The following is a 989-nucleotide window of genomic DNA, read 5'->3' as shown; positions in this document are numbered from 1 at the left end:
TGTTGTAGGCCACCGCCAGGTTGTTCCAGGTGGTGGAGTCGTCACCGCGTTGGACGACCATCGTGGTGCGGTCGGTGGCGGGGTTCCATCGGGCGGCCAGCAGCGCCGCGCTGTGCCGCATTACCGCCGACCACTGGCCGAGCAACTGGCCCCGTTCCCGGTCGCTCAGGTGCCGCAGCACGTCGGGTGTCGTGCGTACCTGTGCGATCATCCACCAGTCGCTGTGGTCGGTGCACCGCTCCAGCAGCACCTGGGCGATCTCGTCGAACGGGTTGTCCCGCCCGGACAGGCTGAACTGCCGGCGTGTCTTGCGCCGAGCGGTGTAGTACGCCACGAAGCAGGCCGCGTCGATGTCGGCGGTGAAGCGATCGAGGGGGATTTCGGTGCCGAAGCCGGTGACGCCGATCATGAGCAGGCGCCGTTTGTCCTGTTCGAGGCGGAGCGTGCCGGCCTTGGCGGCGATCCTGCCCAGCATGCGGAACCGCCGGTTGTACTGCCGCTTGGACAGCTCTATCCCCGCCGTCGCCCGTGCGTCGCGATTGAGGCGGTCGGCCAGGAAGTCGGCTCGCTCCGGTGCCCACTGGATCTCGCGTCCCACGGCCGCGGCGAACTCCAGCAGCGATTCGGGATCCTCCGGGTCGACCTCCACCCGGTGATCGAACAGGCGCGTGGCGGCGGCGACCTGCCGGGCACCGCCGACCGGGCGGGCGTAGTCGGTGGACATGGAGGAAAACCACCCCTGCCTGCGCGAGGAGTGCTTGGCCGCGCGTTCCAGCACGACCCGCTCGCGCCGCGACAGCCGTTCATCCAGCGCCTGCAGCACCAGATCTGCCACGTCCTCGGGCCGGTAGCGCCGATCCAGCGAGCCGTGCAGCTCAACGAGGATCTCCCGGCGGGACGAATCACCATCCCCGCCCTTGTCCGTGTGGAACGTCATGCCCGTCATCATCCCGGCCGCCGCAGTCGGCTTCGACTGGATTATCCGTCAT

At 68.8% G+C, this 989-nt stretch carries 1 protein-coding gene; it reads right to left on the bottom strand.

What is annotated here, in order from left to right; genetic code table 11:
* On the bottom strand, nucleotides 1-937 hold a 937-nt coding region (locus Mth01_RS29335; RefSeq protein WP_204019207.1), incomplete at its 3' end, for a hypothetical protein.
* Nucleotides 938-989 lie beyond the last annotated feature (52 nt).

The organism is Sphaerimonospora thailandensis, from assembly GCF_016863115.1.
In the GTDB taxonomy this organism is placed as follows: domain Bacteria; phylum Actinomycetota; class Actinomycetes; order Streptosporangiales; family Streptosporangiaceae; genus Sphaerimonospora; species Sphaerimonospora cavernae.
The sequence above is the reverse complement of the archived record's forward strand: the minus strand, read 5'-3'. Positions and strand labels throughout refer to the sequence as shown.